Consider the following 21,896-nt stretch of genomic DNA (forward strand, 5'->3'; position numbering starts at 1 on the left):
CGGACCCACAAACGTTCCGGTTTTTAAATTATCATGATATTGCTTACTTTTTAGCTTGATGTTCATAAATGTAATCAACGGTTTGATTAATCGTTGTTAACTTATCAGCATCTTCATCTGGAATTTCGGCATCAAATTCATCTTCCATTTCCAAAACCAATTCCACAAAATCAATAGAATCAACGTCAATATCATTTAAAAAGTTCAAATCACCACTGATTTGATCTGTTGAAAGTTCAAAATGGTCAGCCACTAAGGCTGCCACACGATCATAAATTACTTTTTTCTCTAACATTTTATTTCTCCCTTAATTACTCTTGACTGTCAATTCTAGCGGCCAAATCATTTTTATGTTCAGCCACAAAAGTTTCAACCTTATTAATTAAATCACTACTTAACATTGATTCGATTTGAACCATCGTGGCAGAAATTGCCTCTGCACTGGCGGAACCATGCGCTTTAACAACCGGAGCTTTAACACCCAAAACAACTGCTCCACCATACTGCTCAGGATTCCATTGATGTGCTATATCTTTTAATGTTGGAAGTAATAATCCCGCTCCCATTTTAGCACGAATTCCACCATTTGAAAGTGAATGTTTTAATGTTTTCATAACGGTTTTAGCAGTTCCTTCAATTGCCTTTAAGGTTGCATTACCTGTAAAGCCATCCGATACTACTACGTCGGCCGGTCCTTGTAAAATATTTGCAGCTTCAACATTTCCTACAAAGTTAACCAAATGTTTTGCATGACCCGCCTTAAGCAACTGATGAGCGTCTTTATGCATTTGATCGCCCTTATCTTCTTCGCCACCATTGTTTAACAAACCTACCCGTGGCTGGTCATAGTGTAAGATTTCATGTGCGTAAAACGATCCCAAAACACCATATTCATAAAGATGATTAGCACGATTATCTGCGTTGGCCCCAACATCCATCATCACAAAAGCATCGTGTTCACCACCCATTGCTGGCAATAAAGTCATTAAAGCTGGACGACTAATCCCTTTAATACGTCCCACTAAGAAAATACCTGCCGCTAAAAGAGCTCCAGTATTCCCAGCTGAAAATAAAGCATCAGCCTCACCATGTTTGACCGCATTGGCAGCCATAACTAATGAACTATTTTTACGAGTACGAACCGATTTAACAGGTTCATCTGCCATTGCAATTGCATCATATGCTTGAACTAAACTAATTCGGGTCATATCTTTAATTAGAGGCTTAACTTGATCAAGTTTTCCAAATAATACAAATTCTACATTTGGTAATTTGTCTCGAGCACTCTCTACCCCGGATACTACAGTGGTTGGTGCATCATCCCCACCCATTGCATCTACGGCGATTTTATACATCTTTTTTTCCTCTTTTTCTAGTATTATTACATAATATCATATAGATAAAATCACACCTAATCAAAATTTCGATATCTTTCCATCGTTTCTGACAAAAATTTACTAAGCATAATATTTTCAGGTTGATCAGCCCAATCGGGAGTATTCACAATTTCAAGAGCTTCTTGTTGAGCGGTTTCCATCATAATTAAATCATGAACTGGATCCCCCACCTTAAACTCAGGCATTCCAGATTGTCGATTTCCCAAAACGTCCCCTGACCCTCTTAATTCTAGATCTTTTTGAGCTAAAACAAAACCATTGGTCGTTTTAGTCATCGCTTCCATCCGTTCGATTCCAAATTGAGTTTTCGGATCTGAAATCAAAAAAGTATATGATTGACGTTGACCTCGACCAACTCGTCCACGTAACTGATGTAATTGAGCTAGTCCAAAGCGATCAGCATCTAAAATCAACATAACTGTAGAATTAGGCACATCAACCCCGACTTCAATCACCGTAGTTGCCACTAAGACTTGAAATTCATTCCGTTTAAAAGATTCCATCACAGTATCTTTTTCTTGATTAGACAAACGCCCGTGTAGCAGTCCTACTTGATACTGTGGTGCAAAATATTTCATAAGGTCTTCATAAACGGCTTGTGCATTTTGAACATCTAAAGTTTCAGATTCTTCAATTAACGGAGTAACTACATAAGCCTGTGCACCTTCATCTAGTTGTTTTCGAATAAAGCTAACAGCCTTTTCAAATTCATTATTTCTTAACCATTGTGTTTTGATGGGCTTTCGTCCAGATGGTAACTGATCAATAACTGAAACATCCATTTCCCCATAAGCCGTAATAGCTAATGTACGAGGAATAGGAGTTGCAGTCATCGCTAAAATATCGGGATTCATTCCAATTTCACGCAATTTTGCACGCTGCTTTACTCCGAATCGATGCTGCTCGTCAATGACAGCCAGGCCAAGATTGTGAAAAGCAATATCCGTTTGTATTAAAGCATGCGTTCCAATTAAAATATCAATATCCCCATTTGCTAAATCAGCTAATATCTGCCTTCGCGGACCAGCTTTCATTGATCCAGTCAATATTTCGATGCGAACATCATTTACATCAAAGAATTGGCTCAAAGTTTTGGCATGTTGCTGAGCTAAAATTTCAGTGGGAGCCATTAATGCTGCCTGCATACCAGCTGATACAGCTGCGTACATAGCTAAGGCAGCCACCACCGTTTTACCAGACCCTACATCTCCTTGCAGCAAACGATTCATATGCTTAGGTCGACGTAGGTCAGCCACAATTTCGTTCACCACTTTTTTTTGAGCAGCTGTTAGTTCAAAAGGCAATGTCTGAATAAAGGCTTTTAATTTATTATTATTAAACTCAATAGATCGTCCATGATAACTTTGGTCTGTCATTTTTAATAATTGTAAGCGCATTTGAAATAAAAAAAACTCTTCAAAAGATGCCGTTCGACGAGCAGCATGAGCCTCAATTGCATTTTTTGGTACATGCATTCCAAACAGCATTTCCATTCGTGGTAATAGGCGGTAACGGAATCGAATAGGCTCGGGAATTAAATCTACAAAGAGTTCTTTATATTTACCAAGTGCTTGCTCAATCAGCGCTTTCAATGTTTTTTGAGTAACTTCTTTTGAAGCAGGATAAGTAGCTTGTAGTTCATCCATACTATCTTTGGCTAAAATTTTAATTCCCATCAGGGTTTGGCGCCTTTGTTCATAGGTCCCATATATAGCAACCTCTTCACCTAACTTTAACTTTTCCTGCACCCAAGGTTGATTAAAGAATGTTACTACAATATTTTCGTTTTCGACAAGCAGTCTGAAATTTATGCGTGTTTTTCGATATCCATAACGGGATAAGACCGGTTCAGAAGAAACAAGACCTTTGAATGTTACTTTTTCCCCACTCCCTACTTCGGAGGGTAGTTTGGTGGCCAGATCACTATAGCGTAAGGGAAAATGGCTTAAAAGGTCTTCAATCGTAAAAATTCCTAAATGATGCAACCCATCAAGACGTTTAGGACCTACACCACTCAGTTCTGCGACCGAATCATTTAATTGCATTGTCTCCCCTCCTTTTTTATTATTCTATTAATTATACATTGTTTTTTTACAATAACTAACGAGCTTTATCATAAATCACTTAAATTTAGACCTATTTTTATCACATAATAAATTAAAAAAAGATCGCTTTAATTAGGCGATCTTTTTCTTAATATTTTAAATTAAAATGCTAATGAAATGAAATTTAGTAAGAATAGCAAAGCCACTACCCACAGTACCGGTGTAATTTCAGAAGCTTTCTTTTTGGCAAGCTTAACGATGATAAAGAAAATGAACCCAGCTGCAATTCCATATGAAATTGAATATGATAGGGCCATAAATGCGGAAGTAAAGAAGGCCGGGATGGCGACTTCTAAGTCATTCCAATCAATGGCCTTGAACTCATTCATCATTGAGATTCCCACAATGATCAAAATCGGTGCCGTGGCTGCAGAAGGTATTACCCCCACAAGTGGTGCTGCCACAATTGAGAACATAAATCCAATTGCAATGACCAAAGAAGTTAGTCCAGTACGACCTCCAGCATTAATTCCAGAAGCTGATTCAATGAAAGTCGTCGTATTTGAAGTTCCATATATTCCAGCAAACATTGTGGCAAAAGTATCAGCGACTAGTCCACGATCCATTTTAGATTTAAAGCCTTTACCTTCTTCAAATTCTTTTTGATCTTGCTTTGAAAAAATACCAGTTGTTAAACCAGTTCCAATGAATGTCCCAATCGCATCAAACAATCCGGAAAGTCCCATTGAAAATACCGTTAAAATAACTACTAAAATTTGCTTAGGCGTAGTGAACATCGACCAAAGGCCGTCTTTACCCAACGCTGCCCCAAATACAGTCCCAAAATCATGGAAAGTAGTAACAAATGAATTATGAATATCAACATGAATATTCGTTACTCCCATAGGTATTCCAATTAAGGTTGTTAATAATACAGTAATCAAATAGGCTCCACGAACTTGTTTCACTACTAAAATCACAATAATAATCAAACCAATTAAAGCTAATATAACTGGGGCAGTATTAAAGTTAGCTAATGATGGAGTTGTACCACCACCAGCAACCATTGTTTCAATTGCCTTAGTTCCTTGTCCTGAATGAAAAGGTTTATTATTAATGCTTAAAATACTATCACCACCAACAATAAAGTTAATAAATCCCGCATTTTTTAAACCAATATAGGCAATAAACATTCCAATTCCAGCAGCAATTGCATGCTTTAAAGAAATTGGAATAGCCTTGACGATGGCTGATCTTAATTTTGTCAACGTAATGATCACATCAACTAATCCAACCAAGAAAACCATCCCTAACGCTTGTTGCCAACTAAAGCCTAAGCCAAATACAATGGTATAAGTAAACATTGCTTGCATCCCAATTGAAGGTCCAATGGCATACGGTAAATTAGCAAAAAGTCCTGTAATTAATGTTCCAGTAATTATTGTTAGAATTGTGGCCATGAAGACACCTTGTGATGGCATCCCGGTCATTGATAAAACAGCTGGATTCAAGAAAATAATATAGGCCATCGCCACAAAGGTTGTTAAACCAGCTGTGACTTCCGTTCTAACCGTTGTATGGTTCTCCGATAATTTAAAAAAATGCTCAAACACGATTTATATCCCCCGAGAAATAAAATATGCGTCTCCGAATCCATACCAAAGACGCATGAAATAAAAGAAGACGTAAAGTAATAAACTTTACGTCGTCAACAAAAACCTATAATGCCACTTAAAAAAGCAACATCAAAGTATTTTATTTCAAGTCTGTGGCAGAACACGTTAACGACTGATTGATTTAAAATGTTGTTTTAACAATACCGCTCATTTCAAAATTAGTCAAGATAATATCACAATTAAACAGATCTTAAATTTTTTTAAATATTTCTATAAAAAAACTAAAACTACGTTAAGACGTAATTTTAGTTTTTTATTTATAATTTAATATTACATCTCACTTGGTGCTTTAACTCCCAAAAGGCGCAAAGACTCAGTCAGATTATTTGATACCGCTTGTACAAGGGCTAAACGAGCATTCAATTCATCATCTTCTACCAAGATTTTTGAATTAGCATAATACTTGCTAAAAGTACGTGCTAAGTTCAAAGCATATTTAGCAATCACTGATGGTTCACGATCACGCCAGGCCCGACGAATAACTTCATTAAAAGTCCCAAGTAACTTAACTGTCTCCCAGACTTTTTCATCTGAAATTTCTAAGTGTTCTGGATCAATTTCTGGATTACCTGCTTTTCGCAAAATTGAGTGGGCCCGAGCATTAGCATATTGCACATATGGTCCAGTATCACCTTCAAAACGCACAACATCTTCTAGTTTAAAGTCAAAATTCAAAGTCCGTTCATTCATCAAATCATGGAAAACGACCGCTCCAGTTCCAACTTCATGAGCAACTTCTTCTTTATTTGGAAGATCAGGATTCTTTTCATTAATTTGAGCCAAAGCCAAATTTTCAGAATCAGCCAAAACATTCTTCAATAAAATAATTCGACCTGAACGTGTTGATAATTTCTTCCCATCAACCGTAATCATTCCAAATACGATATGTTCAATATCGTCAGACCATTCATAACCCATTTCTTTCAAAATAGCTTTCAATTGTTCGAAATGTTCACGTTGTTCCCCACCAACAATGTAAAGAGATTTTACAAAGTTGTAGTTCTTCTTACGATAAGTCGCAGCAGCAAGGTCACGAGTCATATACAAAGTAGCACCATCGGTTCGTTTGATCATAGCTACATTTAAATCATAATCATCCAAGTTAACAACTTGCGCTCCTTGTGACTCAACTAGCTTTCCTTTTTCTTCCAAGCGATCGATCACAGCTTCCATCTTATCGTTGTAGAAAGCCTCACCGTTGAATGAATCAAATTGAATATCCAAAGAATCATAGACATCCATAAACTCCTTTAATGATTCATCTCTAAACCATTGCCAAAGTTCCAAAGCCTCAGTATCGCCATCTTCTAGCTTTTTAAACCAAGCTCGACCTTGATCATTTAATTCTGGTTCATTTTCAGCTTTAGCATGGAATTCAACATAATAACGAACCAACGTATTAATTGGATCAGCTCTGACCTCAGCCTCTGAGCCCCATTGCTTGTAAGCAACAATCAACTTACCAAATTGAGTTCCCCAATCACCTAAATGGTTAATTTTAATTGGTTGATAACCATTGGCTTTTGATATTTCTGCCAAAGAATTTCCAATGACAGTTGACCGTAAGTGTCCCATCGACATTGGCTTGGCAATATTTGGAGAAGACATATCAATTGTAATATGTCCTGCTTCTCCATCTGTATTATGCCCATAATTTTCATTGGAAATAATTTCTTTTAAGATATTCGCCCCAGCAGCCTTAGGATCTAAAAAGAAATTAACATAAGGTCCCATTGCAATAACTTTTTGATAATCACTAGTATCCATTGCGTCAACTAAGTCACTTGCAATCAAATTGGGCGCTTTTTTTAATTCCTTTGCTAAGGTGAAGGTTGGGAAAGCATAGTCACCCTTGCTTGAATCTTTTGGAACTTCTATCTTGGCCTTTAACGTCTCAACATCTAAATCAGGTAAAATCGTTGACAATGTTGATGCTATTTTTACTTTATAATCCATCGACTTTTCTCCTAGTTCGTTTCTTCTGGCTTCTCATCCGTGGTTTCTTCTTCAGGCAATTCACGAGGAGCTGGGTTTTCAGTCTTAACTAAAATTTTTGTTTCACTCATTCGGGTAATTGCTCGTCGGTTATATTCAACCACAGTTGCATCGTCAGCTGGATCATTTTCAGTAATCATGACCAATAAGGCATGTTCGTATATTTTTTCAATAATTCCTTTAAAGGAATGTTCGAAATTAGCAAATGCGGGTGCTTCAACATAGTCACCAATATCAAATTCTGATGTATTTACAAGCGGTTCTTTTTTAGCCATTCGTCAATCCTCTTTTGTTTTTGTATTTAATTAATTTTGTATAAAAATTCAACGCCAATCAACATATTATACCAATTTTTAGGTTAATTTTCCAGCTCTGAAACAACTCGTTGTGCAACATTCCAGTCATTTTCATATGGGGTATCCACCCCATTAACTTTTTGATATTCATCTAGACCTTTTGCTGCTATTACTACAACATCATTAATTCCAGAAGCACTAATCGCTCGTTCAATAGCAAGCGAACGATCCATTTCTCTTAAAATTTCTACCTTTGGATTTATAATATTTTGTTCAATCTCATCCGCAATGGCTGAAGGATCTTCAAATTGAGGATCATCCGCCGTTAAAATGGCAACATCAGCTCCTTCACTTAAAGCTTTCCCAATGCCTGGGCGACGAGAAACCCCTTTATTTCCAGGAGCCCCAACCACTACGCGTAAGACCTTTACTGCTTCATTTGATCGTACGAATTTTAATAAGGCCGCAATTGAGGCATAGTTATGTGCATAATCCACATAGATTGTCCCATGCTTTTGCGTCGAAAACATTTGCATTCTTCCAGGAATTTGAACTTCTTCTAATCCAGCTTCAATTGCATCTGGATCAGCACCGACTAACCGACTTGCTAAAGCTGCCGCAGTGGCATTACTTTCGTTAAAATCGCCTGGCAAATCTAGATCATAATTTCCTTGAATATTTAGTCTTTGTGCCTGTTGATTCATTTCAATCAGATCAAAATTTGAACCGCTTAAATTAGCAGAATTTGTCCTAAATTCTAAGTCCGGTTTAACTCCATCATCTTGTTGCGCTCCATAAAGCCAAATCCCATCACGAGGAATTAACTCTGTAGCTCGAGCCATCAATTCTGAAAAATGTTGACTTTCTGCATTCAAAATAATCTGATCAGAATGATCAATTAACATCATTTTATGTGCTAAGTAGTCTTCAAATGTCGGATGTTCATTTTCTCCGACATGATCAGGAGAAATATTCAAAAAAATACCAACGTTATATCGGAGGCCATAAACCCGTCGCATTTTAAACGCTTGTGAAGAAACTTCCATCACCATATGTGTCATGCCATTATCAACAGCTTCGCGCATTAATTTAAATAGATCTAATGATTCTGGTGTTGTCAAATGAGCACGGTAATGATTTTCTGGTTTTGGTCCAGTAATCTGACTAATTGTTGATGACAAGGCGACTTTATTATCTGTAGCATGTTTTAAAATATCATAAATCATGTATGTCGTTGAAGTCTTCCCTTTTGTTCCCGTCACACCAATTAAGTTTAGGGAACGTTGAGGATAATCATAATAAGTCATACTTAAAATACTCATAGCCGCCAAACTATCTTCAACATACCAGATTGGAATTGTTATATCATTTAATACTGGCTTTTGTTGGGTAACAATTCCATTTGCCCCTTTTCGTAAGGCCTCTTCTAAATATTTAGCAGGTAATTCCCCTTTAATAATAAAAAGAGAATCTGATTCCACTTGCTTTGAATTATAACTAATCGTTTGAAAGACACGTTCTTGATCTTCTGGTGCCTGTACTAATAATCCTTCATCTGATAATACATTAGTTATTTGCTCTGATGTTAATACCATTGAAAATTATCCCTCTTCCTCGTTAAAAATTGCTCTTAATGTATAAATTGATCCCGTCACAACAATTAAAGCATTCGATGAAGCTCGATACTTACGGGCTAATTGTATTGCTGCACTAGGATCATCGGCAATTTCAACATCTATATTATTTTTAGTGTTGTGTAGACAATATGATGCCATTGCTTCAGCCGACATCCCCTCTTTTGACTCAGGAGTTACGGCAATAATTGTTGACGCGATACTAGCTACCAGATCAATTATTTCATGTGCATTTCGATCATCCAATAACCCTAAAACAAAAACAGGTTTAAATGGTAAATGCCAAGCTTTAATTGAATCTCTTAATCCGCTAATTCCATCTAAATTACTAGCACCATCATACAATATATTACGATCAGCAACATATTCCATCCGCCCAGGAATTGATATGTTAGATAAAGCTGCCATTGTCTTATCCTTGGACAATTGGAACCCTTTTTGCTGTAAATAATTAACGATTTGAAGCACCGTACTTAAATTACTAGCTTGATATGCTCCGGCCAATGGTAAATGAATATCAGGAATATCAGGAATATCATCAATTTTTAATGATAATCCCTGTGGTGCAGTAGATAGAATCGTTATCTGAGGCAATGGGTAAGGGTTCCAAAATGCATGAACTGCATCAGTCTGTTCATGCAAAACTTTTTGAACATCATAATCTTGACCTGGGTAACTAACAATTAATGCACCTGGCTTTATAATTTTGGCATACTCATTAGCTACTTGTTTTAAAGTTGAGCCCGTTGAACAAATATTATCAACTGAAATTTTAGTATACGCAATTAAATAGGGGGTTCGGACCGCATTAGTGACATCATTACTTCCTCCTGGCCCCTCTTCTAAGATTACAAATTGAGTATCTTGTTGTGCAAAATAAACTAAGGCGATCAGAACCCACCACTCAAAAGTGCTGAGTAGTGAAAAATCACCATCATGTTTTTTAATTTGGAGTGTAATTTCATGAACAATTTTGACCACATCTTTTTGACCAATTGGTTGACCATCAATGGTGATCATCGTTAAATCATCTTGAATGGCTGGTGCCGAAAAATGGCCAACATGGTACTGACTCTCCTGTAGAATGCTTTTCAGCATAGTTCCTGTTGATCCTTTACCATTGGTCCCAGCAATATGAATAATTCGTAGCCTTTTATCTGGATTCCCCAACCACGATAAAATTTCGCTAATCATACCCACGCGGGCTAACGAAGGTTTTACAGCTTTCGCAGCTGTAATTTTTTTATTAATTTTACTGTAATCTTCACGACCAACCATATCATCACTATCCTTATTATTATTGTTCCATTCAAAACTTCTTACCAAATTATACAATGTTTTGTCGAAAAAAAACGTTATTCACAAAAACTTCAAATTTAGAGCATTAAAATCATACATAATTATGCAATAAAAGAGGATTGAAGTCATGCATAATTCTTCAATCCTCTTATTAAATTAACATTAACTCTATGTGTTCAGTATACAAAAAATTTATAACTTTTCAAGTGCTGCAATTCTTTGTTCCATCGGTGGATGAGTCGAAAATAGATTGTTCATCTTATCTCGACTTAAAGGATTACTAATATATAATCCTGCGCTCGATGGCGCGACATTATCTTCTTGCATAGGTTCGCTCTGCGATATTTTTTGTAAAGCTGAAATCAGCCCTTGCGGATTTCGTGTTAACTCAACAGCACCAGCATCAGCCAAATATTCGCGATTTCGCGAAATAGCAAGTTGGACAACAGTTCCCATAATAGGAGCTAAGATCAGTACCAGTAATGAAACAATTATACCTAAAATATTATTACTGTTATTGTCTTCATCGTCTCGACGTCCGCCACCCCAAAACATAAAATTAGTTCCAAAGTTAGCTAACAAGGCAATTACTGATGTTAAAGCCACTGCCAATGTTTGAATCCGAATATCATAATTTCGTACGTGCGTCATTTCATGAGCCATAACGCCTTCTAATTCTGTCCGATTTAATCGTTGTAGAATTCCAGTCGTGGCTGCAACTGCTGCATTTTTAGGATTATTACCAGTTGCAAATGCATTTGGCGAAGGATCATCAACAATAAAAACACGCGGCATTGGAACATTTGCTACTAAAGCCATATCTTCCACAATGTGCCACAGTTCTGGTGCATCATCTGGACCTTGCAACTCCTGAGCATGATTCATTTGCATTACAATATCAGTCGATTGGCTATAGATGTAACCAACATAAACAATTCCTACAACCAAGGTAATCATTAACCCCATAGACACTGATCGCCACACAAAGTAGCCCAAAGCCGCTCCTACAATTACCAAAAAGATAAAGAATCCGATAAATAACAACACCGTTTTTCGCTTATTTTGACTAATCTGGTCATACAACATATTTATATTCCTTGATCATTAAATGAAACTTTTGGTGCGACTTTTTCCTCACTAGGAACTTCTAAGAAAGCAGACGGTTCAAAATGTCCCATCTTAGCAACAATTGAAGTTGGAAACATTTGAATCTTCGCATTGTAATTTGAAGTTGTTGAATTAAATAATTGACGAGAATATGCAATTTTATTTTCAGTATTAGTTAATTCTTCCATCAAATTAGTATATTGCTGATTAGCTTTTAAATCAGGATAGGCTTCTGATAAAGCAAAAACAGATTTCAAAGCTGATGATAATTGATTAGAAACCTCCATAGTTGCTTCTTGATCATTTGCTGGAATCTCCATCAATTGGTTTCGCAAACCTATTACTTTTTCCAAAGTGCCTTGTTCATACTTGGCATAACCCTTAACCGTCTCAATTAAATTTGGAATCAAATCATTACGTCTCTTCAATTGAACATCAATTTGAGACCATGAATCCTTAGTGTGCATCCGTGCTGAAACTAAGCCATTATAAATGACTACATAAGCAATCACTAATACTACTATTATTACAATTAAAATAAGTATACTCATATAAATTATTTATCCCCTTTAACTATTAAAGATAAGTCGCAATCGTGGCTTGAATGGCAGTTAATTGATCATCAGCCTCAGCGGATGTTGCGCCTTTCGTCCCCACGTAAAACTTAATCTTTGGCTCAGTTCCTGAAGGGCGAACAGCTACCCATGAACCATCAGACAACCAATATTTCAATACTTCTGCAGTTGGTAATGTTATTTTTTGAACTGCCCCTGTTTGCATATCAGTTTCAGTTCCAGCTGCAAAGTCCTCGACCTTAATAACATTCAATGAACCAAAATGTTTAGGTGTTTCTTGACGGAATTTAGCAATTAATTGTTCAATTTGTTCTTTTCCATCAATACCCTTAAAGGTCAATGACTTAGTGTTTTCAACAAAATAACCAAATTTTTCAAATAATTCTTGGACACCATCATAGACAGTTTTACCAAGTGATTTATAGTAAGCGGCCACTTCAGCCATCAAAATTGTTGCTTGAACTGAATCTTTATCACGTGCAAACGGCTTTACCAAGTAACCATATGATTCTTCAAAACCAAAGAGAAAAGTATGATCATGGTTAATTTCATAATTTTTAATCTGTTCAGCAATATATTTAAATCCAGTCAAAACGTTAATAGTCTCAATCCCAAAGCTGGCAGCAATATCTGCAGCAAATTCTGAAGAAACGATTGACTTAACTAACACCCCATTTTCAGGTAACTTATTAGCTTCCTTTTGAGCAGTTAAGATATAATTCATCAAAACTACACCAATTTGATTACCCGTCAACATAACATATTCACCAGATGGTTGACGTACGGCAGTTCCCATTCGATCAGCATCGGGGTCAACAGCGATTACTACATCAGCACCTTCTTGTTTGGCTAGTTCAATCCCCATCGCCAAAGCTTTTGGATCCTCGGGATTAGGTAATTCAACAGTTGGGAAATCACCATTTGGTTCTTTTTGTTCTGGAACCATTAATACATTTTTAAAACCTGCATTTTCTAAAGCTTGACCAGTAATCATCGCCCCAGTTCCATGCAAAGGTGAGTAGACTAACTTCATATCACGCCCAACAGTGTCGATTAATTCATGATTAATTGATACTGTTTTAACATTTTCAAGATAAGCTTGATCTAAATCATCAGATAAATCTTGATATAAATCTTTAGCTCGTAAATCATCTAAGTTAGCCACTGGAACATTAAACATATCAACCTGTCGAATTGCATCAGTAATGATATCAGACTCTTTAGGTGGCATCTGCCCACCATCTTCACCATATATCTTATAACCATTGTAGTTTTTAGGATTATGAGAAGCTGTAATCATAATTCCTGCATAAGTATTTAAATGTCTAACCGCAAATGATAGCTCTGGCGTTGGTCGAAGGCTTTCAAAGACGAACGCTTTGATACCATGCGCTCCCAACACGCGTCCTGCTTCTTGAGCAAATTCCTGTGAATAATGTCTTGAATCATATGAAATTGCTACACCACGTGCTTTTATAGCGTCATCATTAAATGAATCAATTAACTGTGAAAGGCCTTCAGTGGCTTGACGAACAGTATAAATGTTCATCCGATTAATTCCAGCCCCAAGGATCCCACGCATTCCAGCTGTTCCAAAACTTAATGGTGTATAAAAAGCATCCTCTCGTTCACTATCATTTTGCATGTTAGCTAAATCAGCTTTTAAATCGGCAGGTAAATCGTGCTTTTCTGACCAAATTTTATATGTTTCTTCCCAACTCATATTATTTCTCCTAGTTCTAACTAATCTTTATCGTATTACATCTTTGAAATTGTTTACATTATTATATCACAGCACTATTAGTACCACTATCCTGACATGTATTAATTAGTAAAACATTATAAATACAGCTTAAAGCAAAAAAGCAAATTAGACAAAATATGTCTAATCTGCTTTTTAAAATTTAATGTTATTAATAACTTTTAACATTATATTCTTTTTATTTAATTGAAAAGTTAGTTATTCTACTGCCAAATAAATAGGATAAAGAGGTTGATTTCCAGAATGAATTTCGACTTCCATCTCACTATCTAATTCTTCAATATAGCTAGCCAACTCTTCAGCATCAGACTTAGTTGAATCTGCTCCATAAATTAATGTAACAATTTCATCATCCTCATCTAACATTTTTTCCAGCAATTTTTGGGCTGCTGCTTTTATATCACCTGCAGGTTCGGCGACAACGATGTCTCCATCCAAAAGGCCAATCGCATCACCAACATGAATCTCTAACCCACCAATTGTTGTATCGCGTACTGAAGTTGTGACAGAACCAGACTTAACATCAGCAAGTGCCAAAGTCATATTTTTAGCATTATCTACTAACGATGCATCTGGATTGAAACCAACTAGCAAGGCTGTTAACCCTTGTTGAACTGTTCTGGTTTTAATAATTTCAACCGGAATGTCTAACATCGACTTGGCTTGATCAGCTGCCATAAAGATATTGGAATCATTTGGCAAAACAATTGCTTGTTTGGCTCCACTATCTTTAATCGCTGAAACAATATCAGATGTTGATGGTGCTTGGGTACTATCAATAATAATATTAGCCCCTGACGTCTTAAAGAGGTCTTGTACACCATCACCAGCTGCAATTCCAATGACTGCCAATTCAACTTGAAGTGGTTCATTCTTTTGTTCATCTTTAGCTTTTTGCGCTGCCATAGATGCTTCTACTTGTTGATAACGCATGTTATCAACTTTAGTCTTACGTAACGACCCATACTTCAAGCCCCATTCAAAGACTTTTCCTGGATGCTCAGTATGAATATGAACTTTAACAACTTCTTCATCATTAATAACCAACAATGAATCACCTAAATTAGCTAAGTAATCGTAAAATTGATCATAATCAAATTCAGTATCATAAGTTGTTCCAACAGCAAGATCGACCATCATTTCAGTACAATAACCATATTTAATACTATCTGGATTAAGCTCACCCTGAACTCCAGTATTATGCAAATCTTGAATCATAGCTTCAAGACCAGCATTATCAACAGCATTATGCTTGATTTCTTGACCAGACAAAACAGCATAAAATGCTTCAAGAACAATAACTAACCCTTGTCCACCAGAATCAACCACACCCACTTCCTTTAAAACAGGAAGCAAATCAGGTGTAGATGCTAAAGCCTTTTCAGAAGCATCATAAGCTGCTTTTGCAATTTCAACTACGTTATCAGATTGTTTAGCTGCATTATTTGCTGCTGATGCTGCCTCGCGAATAACAGTTAAAATAGTCCCCTCAGTGGGCTTCATAACAGCTTTATAGGCCGTTTCAGCTCCACCCATTAAACCATTAGCAAAAGTCCGGGCTGTCAATACCTCTTCATCTTTAACGGCATTAGCAAACCCACGGAAAATTTGAGATAGAATAACTCCAGAGTTTCCACGAGCGCCCATCAATAAACCTTTTGAGGTTGCCTTAGCTAAAGAACCAAGGCGCAAATCAGTTTCATCACGCTCATACTCAGCTCCAGAAGCCATCGACAAAGTCATATTAGTTCCCGTATCCCCATCTGGAACTGGAAAAACATTTAATTTATTAATTTTTTCTGCATTATCTTGCAATGTATTTGCTGCAGCGTTGATCATTTTACCAAATTCAACGTTTGTAATTTCTGTTACAACTTCCACAATTTCAAATCCTCCGAAATACTCCGATTATTCACCCAAAATACGAACGCCTTGGACAATCACATTGACTTCATCGGCGATAATTCCCAGCATACTACTTAAATCATTTTTAACACGTGCTTGCACGCTCTTTGATATTTCTGAGATCTTCATTCCATAACCCACAATCACATAAACATCTACAGCAATTCCAGTTTCAGTCTCACGAACAACTACCCCTTTAGCATAATTGTCTCCACTCAAAGCTTGGTTAATTCCATCACGTAAAGGATTTTGGCTGGCCATCCCAACCACACCATAATTATCAGTTGCTGCGCCACCAACAATTTTAGCAATTACATCATTTTCAATTTGAACGGTTCCTTGTTCGGTTTGAATCTTTACTGCCATATCCTAAAACCCCCTTATAAAATCCATAATCAATATTTTATCACAGAACTTAAGACAGCTCTATCAATTGTCACTAAATTCAATGGTTACTTTATTTTAACGCAACTGATTAAAAATGTGTAAATTATTGTTAAATCAGCCTACCATTACTGGTAAATAAAAATTGTCATTTTCTCTTTTTTGTAAAGAAAAAGCTACCTAAATAATTAGATAGCCATAATCTATTTGATATTAAACACGTTCGATTGAACCGTTCTTCAACCCAGCCTTCAAAGTACGGGCTGATAAGTAAACTTTTTTAGGTGCTGCTCCGTTAATTTTAACGGTTACCTTTTGCAAGTTTGGCTTCCAGCTACGACGGCTTGAGTTAAGGGCGTGTGAACGTTGGTTACCGAAGCGCGTACGCTTTCCGTTGACTGCATCAACTGCCATGGTGTGACCCTCCCATCTTAAGCTCTTTATTTCAGTGCTTTAATTTACTTAAATAATCTTATCAAAGCGTGGAACAATATGCAAGCACTTTGTGTAAAGTAATATTACTTTACATCATTTTTTTTGAATAATTAGTCGGCATCTTTAGATTGAATGACCGCAATAAGTCCCGATTTAAATGAAAAATGGTTTGTTTCACCCACAAATTCATTAGATCCCCAAATAGTGACTGGACCATTCCAATCAGTTAAAGGATATTTTTCATCAATTAACGTTAATCCAGTGACAGGTTCAATCGCGGCAAATCCAACATATTTCATCCCAGAAATCTTTTCAATAGTATAATTACCAGGAAGATAGAAATCAATCACATTATTTTTATCAATAATACGACACTGATCGGCTATTCTTTTCAAATTAGGCTTCGCAAACATCAAAATATTATGCAACAAATGATCTAAACGACCACCAGTTGCACCATATATTTCAATCAATTTTGGCTGGTATTTTTGTTCAATTACCTGCAAAATTGCCTCAGCGTCTGTTTGAACTTGTTCTTCTTTGCTAATTATTTCCGGCAATTTCGATGCAAGATCAGAATGATGTTCAAAATGAATTGAATCTAAGTCACCAAACGTTAATATAGGAGTTATGCCTAGCTTCATTAAATATAGTGCGCCACGATCAGCAGCCACCCATGGTCCCGATAAAGATCCATTTTTTAACTCTAACGGCCATTCAGACTGAGGTCCACCAACTAGTAATCGAATTAATTGATTAGTTTTATCCTGTGCCTGCATCAATCCTCACCTCATTTGACTCGAATTACTTAGTGACTTCCTTTAAACGTGCAACCTTAGCTGCAGGATCAACTTTGTCATAAACATATGAACCAGCAACAGCAACAGTAGCACCTGCTTCGTAAGCTAGCTTAGTCGTCTCATCATTGGCACCACCATCAATTTCAATATCATAATGATATCCATTTTTAGTCTTTAATTCAGATAATTCAGCAATCTTAGCTAAAGTTTCGGGCAAGAATTTTTGTCCCCCGAAGCCAGGATTAACAGTCATAACCAATACTTGGTCAACCATATGTAATACTGGTGCAATTGATGAAACAGGTGTTGCTGGGTTGATTACAACCTCAGATTTGATCCCATGCTCATTAATTTGTTGTAATGCTCGGTGAAGATGTTGAGTAGCTTCATAATGAACACCTAAAATATCTGCCCCAGCTTCAACGAAAGTATCAATATAACGTTCTGGTTGTTCAACCATTAGGTGCACATCCAAGACCATGTTAGTTTTTGGCTTCAAGGCCTTCACCCACCCTGGACCATATGAAATAGATGGTACAAACATTCCGTCCATCACATCAATATGCAAATATTCAGCGCCTGCTTTCTCAACAAGCTTGACATCTTGTTCTAAGTTCAAATAATCAGCTGCTAAAATTGATGGTGCTACTTTAATTGACATAATATCCCCATTTCCTGTTGAATTTGAATGTAATTCAAATTATTCTAAATTAACTCACCTAGATTGGTAAAGTTAATGTTTTTTATCATGTTTATTATATACCGGCCGGCGGTCTTCAATCAAATCATAAAACAATTTATAGTTATTATATCTTGATTGCATTATTTCACCATTCTCAACGGCTTCCTTTACTGCGCAATTTGGCTCATTCAAATGGACACATCCGCGAAAACGGCATTGGCTAGAATATTGGTTAATTTCACGGAAATATTTGGTTAAATCCCGAGCTTTCATTTTGAAAACTTCAAAAGTAGAAAAACCAGGTGTATCTGCAACCCATCCTTGTCCCATTGCAACTAAGCTCACTTGTCTAGTAGTGTGTTTCCCACGGCTTAAGGCCTGTGACACTTCTCCTGTAGCAAGATTTAGCGTTTCATTTAGATGGTTTAACAGTGTTGATTTACCAGCTCCTGTTTGCCCCATCACTACACTTAACCCCTCGTTTAAAATCTCCCGTAATTCTTTTAAGCTAGGTTCATCAAATGATTTTTCTGGCAAGACCACCTGATAACCAGCATTTCGATAACCAACAACTACTTCGGCTAAATTTTCATACTCCACTGGTGTTAATAAATCGATTTTAGAAAAATAAATAATCGGTTCAATTCCATCATCTTCTAATGCTACCAATTGTCGATCTAATAAATTGGTTGAAAAATCAGGCAACTTAACTGCTGTTACTAAAATCGCTTGATCAACATTGGCCACGGGTGGTCGAACTAAACTATTTTTACGTGCATCAATTTTTAACAAATAACCATCTTGATCAGCATCAGCGGAAAACTCCACAAAATCACCAACCAAAGGTGTCAAACCTTTTTTTCTGAAATTCCCGCGTGCTCGAGTTCGTTTCATTTTTCCGTCATCCGTTAAAACATCATAAAATCCAGCTAATGATAGATGAATTTGTCCATGATAATTGGTCATTCAATTTCCTCAATTTTCTATAGATATTAGTATTAACTAATTTTAGCGTAATATTGATTTAAAAACCATGCTGAAAATTTTCTTACTCTCACTAAACTATCAAAATTAAAAAAAATATCAGATCCGGTCAATTCTTTAGAATTACCTTTTCTGATATCTATTTCTTTAAATATTATGTTTGATCTTCTATCTGATTAACTTGATGAACTACTAGTACTAGAGACGCTACTGCTAGCGCTAGAACTACTGCTACTTGAACTATTACCTGATCCGCTTGAGACACTAATCTTCAAAGTTCCACCCTTTTTAAGGGTTCCACCTGAGGAGATATTTTGACTAGTTACCTTGCTGCTATCATCTGCTCCAGCTGGATCAACATTAACCTCAATCCCATTCTTATCAGCCCAAGACTTAACATCTCCATATGTTTTACCTACGAAATCTGGAACTGAAATTGGGTTTGCCCCAGATGAAATTGCTACCGTAACAACAGTCCCATCTTTAATTTTTGTTCCAGCCTTAATCGACTGTGAAATAACGTTATTTTCATCAACAGAATCCGAGGCTTGCTGAGCAAATGAAACGATAACCCCCTGTTTATTAGCTAATTTTTGTGCCTCATTTTGAGTCATATCACTAAAATCAGGTACAACTAATGACTTTTGTCCTCTTGATACCGTAAAGGTAATCGTTGTTTTTGAAGGATCTACCTTATATTCAGCAGGAATATCTTGTTCACTAATATAACCTGACGGAACATCAGCATTATACTGATGTACGGCTTTGATCTTATAGCCTCTGGTTCGTAGCTGACTGGCAACTTTTGAATATTTCTCACCTGTATAATCGCCAACACGAACCATCTTAGCGCCACTTGAGATATAAAGATCAACACTATCACCTTTATTAATTTTTTGACCAGCTTTTGGATCAGTTTTAATCACATAGCCCTTTTTAACATCTTTATTATTAACATGATAAACTTGTCCAACTGTAACCCCATCTTGTTTCAAAGATTGGCGTGCCGAACTTTCGGTATCTCCTGTAAAATCAGAAATCGTTACTTTATTAGGTGTTAGACCAAAAATCAAAAAGATAGTCAAAATTGCAGAAAATGCAATCGCAATCCAGGTCATAATCCGACGGGGTTTACTCCAAATTTTAATACTAGATTGTTCCTTACCCTTACCTGATTTTTTCTTAACATCCCGTTGAGCTTTACGTGATATTGGTTCTGCTGTTGTATTATGCTTAGACTCTTGATTAGCCACCGCTCCCAAAACATCATTAGGAATAATTTTAGTAACTGTTGTCGTATCGTCAGCTTGGTTATTCAAATTCAAACGCGGCTCATTTAAACGTTCAGTCGACATTACATTTGATAAATCTTGGCGCATCTCATTAACTGAACTATAACGGTCCATTGGATTTTTCTGTGTAGCCCGTAAAATCACGTTTTCCAACGCTTGTGGAATTCGTGGATCAATATCACGTACAAATGGCATTGGCTCTGACGAATGCATCAATGCCACACTAACTGCCTCTTGGGCATCAAATGGCACCTTACCAACCAACATTTCATAGAGAATAATACCTAATGCATAAATATCGCTACGCGTTGTTGCCATCCCCCCTTTAACTTGCTCAGGAGACATATAATGTATTGAACCAATTGCAACGTCAGTTTTAGTTAATCCCAAACTAGATTGTGCTAATGCAATCCCAAAATCAGTAATCTTAGCGCGGCTACTTTCATCAATTAAAATATTTTGTGGTTTTAAATCACGATGAACAATGTTATGACTATGTGCCATTGCCACTCCAGCCAAAACATCATCCATAATTTCTAATGTCCGCGTTATCGTTAGCGGATGATGACTAGCAATGTAACGTTTTAAATCTTCTCCCTTAACATATTCACTGACTAAAAATTGCAGTTGATTAGATTCACCAAAATCGTAAACTTGGATAATATTTGGATGGACCAACTCAGTTGAGGCAGCGATTTCATTTTCAAAACGTTGACGACTAGTACTGTTATCACGCATATCCAAACGAAGCAATTTAACGGAAACATCCCGATTTAAAATTTGGTCATGTGCACGATAAACATTGGCCATACCACCTTCACCTAATGGCTCAATGATTTGATAACGATCGGCAATTAATTCATTAACTTGCATTAGTATTCCCCTTCTCCTTCCTGCATACCTAAGAGCACTGTTATATTATCTGGCGTACTCTTCTGATTAGCTGTTGCAATTAAATGCGCTACTGCTAAGGAAATGTTATCACTATCTTGAATGATTTTAACAACCTCATAATCAGAAAGCGCCTTTCCTAATCCATCTGTGGTGAGGAGGAGGAGGTCTCCTTCTTCTATTTTCATATCTTGAATATCTGGTTTTGCCTCAGTATTAACTCCTAATTGACGAGTAATCATATTACGACCAGGATGATCTTTTGCTTCTTCTGAAGTAATAGCTCCCCGTCGTAATAACTCGCTCGCCAAATTGTGATCCTGTGTTAGTTGTAAAATACTATCACGACGTAAAAGATAGGCTCTCGAATCGCCTAAATTTGATATAACCAAAGAATTGGGCAAGATTACTGCAATGACTAATGTTGTTGCCATCCCTTTTAAAGTTTTATAGCGATTAGCGGTTGTTAAAATTTTTTTATTTTCTTGGAGTGTCTGTGCTAACAGCCAATCTTTAGCCGCGCTTGGAGTGTATATCTGTGTCATAAGCCAGTCATTTCCAAAATGTGAAACGGCCATAGTCGCCGCTACATCACCGGCATTTTGACCACCAACGCCATCCGCAACAATCGCTAATTGAACTCCTCGTTGATTCACAAAAACATCAACATAATCTTGATTATCAGCACGAACAGTTCCACGATCTGTTGCAAATGCGATTTTCATAACTTGCCCTCT

Annotated in this window: 19 protein-coding genes; all 19 read right to left on the reverse strand. The window is 36.7% G+C overall.

Annotated features, from left to right (window positions below):
* Window positions 1-43: 43 nt before the first annotated feature.
* Window positions 44-295 carry an acyl carrier protein gene (gene acpP / locus JC2156_RS03705; protein WP_006845504.1) on the reverse strand — a complete coding sequence of 84 codons (252 nt, stop codon included), beginning with the start codon at window positions 293-295 and terminating at the stop codon, window positions 44-46.
* A 16-nt stretch (window positions 296-311) separates the two neighbouring features.
* Complete coding sequence (plsX, locus tag JC2156_RS03710) at window positions 312-1,355, reverse strand: phosphate acyltransferase PlsX (RefSeq protein ID WP_006845505.1); 1,044 nt, start codon at window positions 1,353-1,355, stop codon at window positions 312-314.
* A gap of 56 nt (window positions 1,356-1,411) precedes the next feature.
* Complete coding sequence (gene recG, locus JC2156_RS03715) at window positions 1,412-3,442, reverse strand: ATP-dependent DNA helicase RecG (RefSeq protein WP_006845506.1); 2,031 nt, start codon at window positions 3,440-3,442, stop codon at window positions 1,412-1,414.
* A gap of 161 nt (window positions 3,443-3,603) precedes the next feature.
* Window positions 3,604-5,055, reverse strand: a complete 1,452-nt coding sequence (locus tag JC2156_RS03720; protein ID WP_006845507.1) for an NCS2 family permease — start codon at window positions 5,053-5,055, stop codon at window positions 3,604-3,606.
* 333 nt (window positions 5,056-5,388) lie between these two features.
* Window positions 5,389-7,074 (reverse strand): arginine--tRNA ligase, encoded by a 1,686-nt coding sequence (gene argS, locus JC2156_RS03725; protein WP_006845508.1) that lies wholly within the window; start codon window positions 7,072-7,074, stop codon window positions 5,389-5,391.
* Window positions 7,075-7,085: 11 nt separating this feature from the next.
* Window positions 7,086-7,388 carry a hypothetical protein gene (locus tag JC2156_RS03730; RefSeq protein ID WP_006845509.1) on the reverse strand — a complete coding sequence of 101 codons (303 nt, stop codon included), beginning with the start codon at window positions 7,386-7,388 and terminating at the stop codon, window positions 7,086-7,088.
* Between the two features lie 83 nt (window positions 7,389-7,471).
* The gene (locus tag JC2156_RS03735; RefSeq protein WP_006845510.1) at window positions 7,472-9,004 is read right to left on the reverse strand and encodes a Mur ligase family protein; all 1,533 of its coding nucleotides are present in this window, start codon (window positions 9,002-9,004) and stop codon (window positions 7,472-7,474) included.
* A 6-nt stretch (window positions 9,005-9,010) separates the two neighbouring features.
* Window positions 9,011-10,378: a bifunctional folylpolyglutamate synthase/dihydrofolate synthase gene (locus JC2156_RS03740; RefSeq protein ID WP_238530585.1), complete on the reverse strand. Its 1,368-nt coding sequence runs from the start codon at window positions 10,376-10,378 to the stop codon at window positions 9,011-9,013.
* A gap of 156 nt (window positions 10,379-10,534) precedes the next feature.
* On the reverse strand, window positions 10,535-11,428 hold the full coding sequence (htpX, locus tag JC2156_RS03745; protein ID WP_006845512.1) for a zinc metalloprotease HtpX: 894 nt from the start codon (window positions 11,426-11,428) through the stop codon (window positions 10,535-10,537).
* 2 nt (window positions 11,429-11,430) lie between these two features.
* Window positions 11,431-12,000 (reverse strand): LemA family protein, encoded by a 570-nt coding sequence (locus tag JC2156_RS03750; RefSeq protein ID WP_006845513.1) that lies wholly within the window; start codon window positions 11,998-12,000, stop codon window positions 11,431-11,433.
* Between the two features lie 25 nt (window positions 12,001-12,025).
* Window positions 12,026-13,747 (reverse strand): phospho-sugar mutase, encoded by a 1,722-nt coding sequence (locus JC2156_RS03755; protein ID WP_006845514.1) that lies wholly within the window; start codon window positions 13,745-13,747, stop codon window positions 12,026-12,028.
* 237 nt (window positions 13,748-13,984) lie between these two features.
* Complete coding sequence (locus JC2156_RS03760) at window positions 13,985-15,667, reverse strand: DAK2 domain-containing protein (RefSeq protein WP_006845515.1); 1,683 nt, start codon at window positions 15,665-15,667, stop codon at window positions 13,985-13,987.
* Between the two features lie 27 nt (window positions 15,668-15,694).
* Complete coding sequence (locus JC2156_RS03765) at window positions 15,695-16,057, reverse strand: Asp23/Gls24 family envelope stress response protein (RefSeq protein WP_006845516.1); 363 nt, start codon at window positions 16,055-16,057, stop codon at window positions 15,695-15,697.
* Window positions 16,058-16,288: 231 nt separating this feature from the next.
* A complete protein-coding gene (rpmB, locus tag JC2156_RS03770; protein ID WP_006845517.1) occupies window positions 16,289-16,489 on the reverse strand; it encodes a 50S ribosomal protein L28 in 201 nt (66 codons plus the stop codon).
* Between the two features lie 131 nt (window positions 16,490-16,620).
* Window positions 16,621-17,289, reverse strand: a complete 669-nt coding sequence (locus tag JC2156_RS03775) for a thiamine diphosphokinase (protein WP_006845518.1) — start codon at window positions 17,287-17,289, stop codon at window positions 16,621-16,623.
* 25 nt (window positions 17,290-17,314) lie between these two features.
* Complete coding sequence (rpe, locus tag JC2156_RS03780) at window positions 17,315-17,971, reverse strand: ribulose-phosphate 3-epimerase (RefSeq protein WP_006845519.1); 657 nt, start codon at window positions 17,969-17,971, stop codon at window positions 17,315-17,317.
* Window positions 17,972-18,043: 72 nt separating this feature from the next.
* On the reverse strand, window positions 18,044-18,958 hold the full coding sequence (rsgA, locus tag JC2156_RS03785) for a ribosome small subunit-dependent GTPase A (RefSeq protein WP_006845520.1): 915 nt from the start codon (window positions 18,956-18,958) through the stop codon (window positions 18,044-18,046).
* Between the two features lie 194 nt (window positions 18,959-19,152).
* Window positions 19,153-21,141: a Stk1 family PASTA domain-containing Ser/Thr kinase gene (pknB, locus tag JC2156_RS03790; RefSeq protein ID WP_006845521.1), complete on the reverse strand. Its 1,989-nt coding sequence runs from the start codon at window positions 21,139-21,141 to the stop codon at window positions 19,153-19,155.
* Entirely contained in the window at window positions 21,141-21,884 is a 744-nt protein-coding gene (locus JC2156_RS03795; protein WP_006845522.1) for a Stp1/IreP family PP2C-type Ser/Thr phosphatase, read from the reverse strand. The genes pknB and JC2156_RS03795 overlap by 1 nt, the downstream gene beginning before the upstream one ends.
* Window positions 21,885-21,896: the final 12 nt, after the last annotated feature.

The organism is Weissella koreensis KCTC 3621 (assembly GCF_000277645.1).